Annotated in this window: 6 protein-coding genes; 4 read left to right on the top strand and 2 right to left on the bottom strand. The window is 71.5% G+C overall.

The genetic code is table 11. The features are described 5' to 3' along the window. Both mreC and VGR37_05115 read right to left on the bottom strand, forming a co-directional pair. Window positions 1–849: rod shape-determining protein MreC (gene mreC, locus VGR37_05110; GenBank protein ID HEV2146773.1), on the bottom strand; the 849-nt coding region annotated here is incomplete at its 3' end. Between the two features lie 80 nt (window positions 850–929). Further along, window positions 930–1,967: a rod shape-determining protein gene (locus tag VGR37_05115; GenBank protein HEV2146774.1), complete on the bottom strand. Its 1,038-nt coding sequence runs from the start codon at window positions 1,965–1,967 to the stop codon at window positions 930–932. 348 nt (window positions 1,968–2,315) lie between these two features. Between VGR37_05115 and rimP the strand changes: the two genes are divergently transcribed. From rimP to VGR37_05135, 4 genes are all read left to right on the top strand, one after another. Beyond that, on the top strand, window positions 2,316–2,801 hold the full coding sequence (gene rimP, locus VGR37_05120) for a ribosome maturation factor RimP (GenBank protein ID HEV2146775.1): 486 nt from the start codon (window positions 2,316–2,318) through the stop codon (window positions 2,799–2,801). 58 nt (window positions 2,802–2,859) lie between these two features. After that, on the top strand, window positions 2,860–4,224 hold the full coding sequence (gene nusA / locus VGR37_05125) for a transcription termination factor NusA (protein ID HEV2146776.1): 1,365 nt from the start codon (window positions 2,860–2,862) through the stop codon (window positions 4,222–4,224). After that, window positions 4,221–4,592, top strand: coding sequence for a ribosomal L7Ae/L30e/S12e/Gadd45 family protein (locus VGR37_05130; protein HEV2146777.1), 372 nt, complete (start codon window positions 4,221–4,223; stop codon window positions 4,590–4,592). Before nusA ends, VGR37_05130 begins: the two co-directional genes overlap by 4 nt. Window positions 4,593–4,620: 28 nt before the next feature. Then, window positions 4,621–4,971, top strand: a 351-nt coding sequence (locus VGR37_05135; protein ID HEV2146778.1) for a hypothetical protein, incomplete at its 3' end; no start/stop codon positions are given.

Genomic DNA, 4,971 nt, shown 5'->3' on the forward strand with positions numbered 1-4,971 from the left:
GGCGGGAGCCGCGGCCGGCGGGGGCGGCGCCACCGGGAGGGTGATGGAGTCCGGCGGCGGACCCTCGCGGAGGCGGATCCCCCACGCCGCCGCAAGGTCGCGGTCGGTCGCCCCCGCCTGGGCCTCGCCGAGCACCAGCACGTGCGTCATCTCCGCCGGCGACACGAAGGGGCGGATCAGGTAGATCCGCTGCCAGCTGCTCGCCACGCTCTCCGTCCCCACCACGTTGCCGATGGGGATCCCGCGCGGATAGGTGCCGCCGCTCCCCGAGGTCACGATGGTCGCCCCCGAGTCCGGCACCGTGTGCAGCGCCGTGGAGGTCAGCGCCAGGAGCCGCTCCCCGCCCCGGCCGCTGCGGGGCTCCACGATCCCGTACGTTTCCCCGTCCTCCGAAACGGCGCTGGCGCGGAAGTTCGGGTGGGTCCAGTCGAACGCCACCGAGTTCCCCCGGTACACCTCCGATACCATCCCCACGAGCCCCTGCGAGGTCACCACCGCCGACCCCGGCCGCACCCCGTCCTCCGCGCCCACGGTGAGGAGAAAGGTCCCTGGCGGCGCCGAGCCGCCCGGGCGGACCAGCTCCGCCGACACGAACGAGCTGGGGAGGCGCTCGCGCATCCCGAGGAGGGACCGGAGCTGCCGGTTCTCGGAGGCGAGGCTCGCCTGCCCCACCAGGAACGCGGCCAGGCTGTCGCGCTCCGCCCGGATCGCGGTCGCGTCCGCGAAGCGGCCGTCGCGGTCCACGGCGCCGCGCTGCATGGCGATCACCGGGTAGAGCACGGTCCCCCGGATCGCGCCCGCGGTCGCCTGGCGGTACCGGTCGGGGAGGACGAGGAGGAAGAGCGCCACGAGCGTGAAGAGCCCGGCGAGCGCCAGGTCACGCCTCCGGCCGCGCTCGCCTCCTCCGCTGAGGTACGGTCTGAACGCGCTCAGGTTGTCAACACTCCGCGGTATTTCTCGATGTCGTCGAGGATCCGCCCCGCCCCGCGCACGACGCAGGTCAGCGGCTCCTCGTCCACGTGGATCGGGAGGTTGGTCTCGCGGGCGATCAGCACGTCGAGCCCGCGGATCAGCGCCCCCCCTCCCGTCATGACGATCCCCCGGTCCACGATGTCGGAGGCCAGCTCCGGCGGCGTGATCTCCAGCGCCCGCCGCACCGCCTCCACGATGGCCTGGATCGGCTCCTGGATGCACTCGCGGATCTCCTGCGAGTGAACCCGCACCGTCTTGGGAATCCCGGACACGAGGTCGCGCCCCTTCACGTCCATCTCGCGCTCCTCGCCGGTGCTGAAGGCCGAGCCGATCTGGATCTTCACCGCCTCGGCCGTGGCCTCGCCGATCATCAGGTTGTAGTTCTTGCGCAGGAAGGTGACGATCGCGTTGTCGATCTCGTCCCCGCCCACCCGGATCGACGTGTCGCAGACGATCCCGGAAAGCGCGATCACCGCGATCTCCGTGGTCCCCCCGCCGATGTCGATCACCATGTTCCCGGTGGGGGTCTCCACCGGGAGCCCCACCCCGATCGCCGCCGCCATGGGCTCGGCGACCATGTACACCTCCTTGGCGCCCGCCGCGTGCGCGCTCGACCGAACCGCGCGCCGCTCCAGCTCCGTGATCCCGGACGGCACCCCCACCACCATGGTCGGCTTGAGCTTCAGGAACCGCTTGGAGGTCACCGTCGTCAGGAAGTAGCGGAGCATGATCTCCGTCACGTCCACGTCGGCGATCACCCCGTCCTTGAGGGGGCGGATTGCCGTGACGCCCTCCGGCGTGCGGCCGAGCATCCGCTTCGCCTCCAGGCCGATCCCCTTGATCCGGTTGCTCGCCTTCTCCATGGCGACCACCGACGGCTCGTTCAGGACGATCCCTTCGCCCTTCACGTAAACGAGCGTGTTCGCCGTCCCCAGGTCAACCGCGATGTCGTTGACCGGAATGAAGCTTCCCGACTTGAGCCAGCCGAAGGCCATCACTTTCTCGCAAAGAAGCTGCAGACGTTCCCGGGGGGTCGCCGGCAGGGCGTTAAGCCGTGTGAAAACAGGGGGCTACGGAGCCGAGTAAGGTATTTCCACACGCCGGTGCACGCAAGCAGAGCCGTCTCCAGAGCCTTCGCGAGTTCGGCGGCGGTGATGCAGGCGCCATGCCGCGGACGCCCATCGCGGGCCCCGCCCCGCCAGGGTTGCAGTTCCCGCAGGTCCCGGCTATATTCCCGAGGATGCGGTCTGGGCGGGCGCCCCCGGGGTGGATCGCCGTTGCAAGTGGGGTGCAGCCGCCCCACTTTTTTGTTTTCTATAGCACCGGGGATGCGGGAGGCGCACGTGCCCGAAGACACTCTGCCCGCCGAGCTGGAGCGGCGCATCGAGGAGATGGGCTTCGAGCTTGTGGAGCTGGAGCGCGCGGGGAGCCGGGCGCGGCCCATCCTCCGCGCCCGCATCGACCGCCCCGACTCCCGCCCGGGCGAGCCCGGCGTCTCGCTGGACGACTGCACCGCCGTGAGCCGCGCGCTGGAGCCCTACCTGGACGAGCGCGAGGACCTGTCGGAGCGCTACGTCCTGGAGGTCTCCTCGCCGGGGGTGGAGCGTCCGCTGGTCCGCCGACGCGACTGGGAGCGCTTCGCCGGCGCCGAGGTGCGGCTTCGCGGCAAGGAGCCGCTGGCGGGGCGGGCCCGGAAGCTGGAGGGCGTGCTCCTGGGCCTCTCCGGCGCCGTGGATGGCGAGCGGGTGCGGCTCCGCCTGGAGGACGGCGAGGAGGTGGAGGTCCCCCTGGCCGAGGTCTCCGGGGCGAACCTGGTCTTTCGTTGGTGACGGGCCGCCGAGCGCGGCCCCGCGGGATTCACTGGACATCACCGGCAGGCATCCGGCAATGAACAACGCGTCTCAGATTATCGCGGCCTTCCGCGAGATGACGGCGAACAAGTCGATCTCGCGCGAAGAGCTGCACGACCTGATCAAGGACGGCATCCTCGCCGCCCTCGCGAAGCGGTACGGCCCCAACGTCGAGGCCGAGATCGTCATCGACGAGGCCACCGGGAGGATCGACATCGTCGTCCTCAAGGAGGTCGTGGCCGAGGTGCAGGACCCCTCCCGCGAGGTGTCGCTGGAAGAGGCGCGCTGGGACGACCCGGAGTTCGAGGTCGGCGACATCCAGGAGGTGCCGGTCGAGTTCGAGCAGTTCGGCCGCAACGCGGTGATGGCCGCCAAGCAGCGGATCCTGCAGCGCGTCCGCGAGGGCGAGCGCCAGAAGATCCGCGACGAGTACGAGGACCGGGTCGGCGAGATGCTTTCCGGCGAGGTGCAGCAGGTGGAGCGCGGCAAGCTGGTCCTCCTGCTGAACCGCTCCCGCGACGCCGACGCCATCATCCCCTGGAAGGAGCAGAACCCGCGCGAGCGGTTCCGCCAGGGCGAGGCGATCCGCGCCGTGCTCAAGAAGGTCGAGGAGACGCCCAAGGGGCCGCGCCTCATCTTCTCGCGCGCCGACCCCATGTTCGTGGCCTCGCTCTTCAAGCTGGAGGTCCCGGAGATCCAGCAGGGGATCGTGGAGATCCGCGGCGTGTCCCGCGAGGTCGGCGGGCGCACCAAGCTGGCGGTCTCCTCGCGCGACGAGTCCATCGACCCGGTGGGCGCCTGCGTGGGGCTCAAGGGGTCCCGCGTCCGCGCGGTGGTGCAGGAGCTGGGCGGAGAGCGCATCGACATCGTCCCCTGGCACCCGGACCCCGAGGTGTTCGCCAAGCGCTCCCTCGCCCCGGCGCGGGTCGCGAAGGTGATCTCCGACTACGAGCGGCGCGTGATGACGGCCATCGTGGACGAGGACCAGCTCTCGCTGGCCATCGGCCGCAACGGGCAGAACGTCCGCCTGGCCTCGCAGCTCATCGGGTGGCAGATGGACCTGTACGGCTCTCGCGAGTGGCTGGAGCGCGGCGCCGACCTCGCCCTCTTCGGCGGGGGCGGCGGCGAGTACGAGTCCACCGACTTCCCGCTCCGCGAGCTGGCGCTGGCGCCCGCGACCCTGGCGGCGCTGGAAGCGGCCGGGTATAGTACGTTTTTTGACGTGATCGACCTCGAGCGGGAAGACCTGCTCCGCATCCCCGGCGTCGGGCCCGCGGAAGCGGACCACATCCTCTCCCTGATCGACGAGCTGACGGTCGAGGACGAGGAGGAAGGCGAGGCCGCGGAGGCCCCGGAGCACGCGGAGGCCCTGGAGGCCGAGGAGCACCCGGCCGAGGGATGACCCCGCGGGGCCGGCGCGACGAGGCGCCCCCACGGGCGGCGAGGCCCCCCGAGGAGGCTCTCCTGGACCTCCTGGGCCTCGCCGCCCGCGCGGGTGCGGTCGTCACGGGCACCGACACCGTGCGCCGGGGTATCCGGGACGGGGAGGTGGCTCACGTCATCCTCGCCGCGGACGCCTCGCAAACGCAGCAGCAGAAGCTGGTCCCGCTCCTGGAGGTGCGGGGAGTGCCCTACCGGGTCCTCCTCGACCGGGAGCGTCTGGGCGCCGCCCTGGGCAAGGGCGCGGTGTCCGCCGTCGGTCTAACGAACCGGGGGTTCGCCGGACGCGCCGCCGAGCTGGCGGACGTGATCTCGTCTCCGCAGGAATAAGCACAGGAGGAAGCTGGTCGATATGCGTGTGTACGAAGTAGCTAAGGAGCTCAACGTCTCCTCCGAGGCACTGGTGCACCTCCTGCGGGAGATGGACATCCCCGTCCGCAGCCACATGACGCCGCTGCCGGACGAGCACGTCGCACGGCTGCGCGCGCGCCTGGAGCGGGAGCGCCGTCACGGACACCAGTCCACCGAGGAGGCACTCGAGGCCGTGATCGGCGAGGCCGCGGCCGGTCCGCGCCGCCGCCGCCGCCGCCGCGAGGACCTGCCGGAAGCCGCCGAGGTGCCGGAGGCCGAGGAGCAGGAGGCCGCGGGCTCGCCCGTGCTGGCGGAGTCCGATTCCAGCGCGTCCCCCATGGCCGACGCCGCCGAGGCG

The organism is Longimicrobiaceae bacterium (assembly GCA_035936415.1).
Taxonomy (GTDB): Bacteria; Gemmatimonadota; Gemmatimonadetes; order Longimicrobiales; family Longimicrobiaceae; genus JAFAYN01.

What these genes read in the sequence shown, in the direction of transcription:
- VGR37_05115 (HEV2146774.1), bottom strand. Translation starts at nt 1,967, where the DNA reads ATGGCCTTCGGCTGGCTCAAGTCGGGAAGCTTCATTCCGGTCAACGAC.
- nusA (HEV2146776.1), top strand. Translation starts at nt 2,860, where the DNA reads ATGAACAACGCGTCTCAGATTATCGCGGCCTTCCGCGAGATGACGGCG.
- VGR37_05130 (HEV2146777.1), top strand. Translation starts at nt 4,221, where the DNA reads ATGACCCCGCGGGGCCGGCGCGACGAGGCGCCCCCACGGGCGGCGAGG.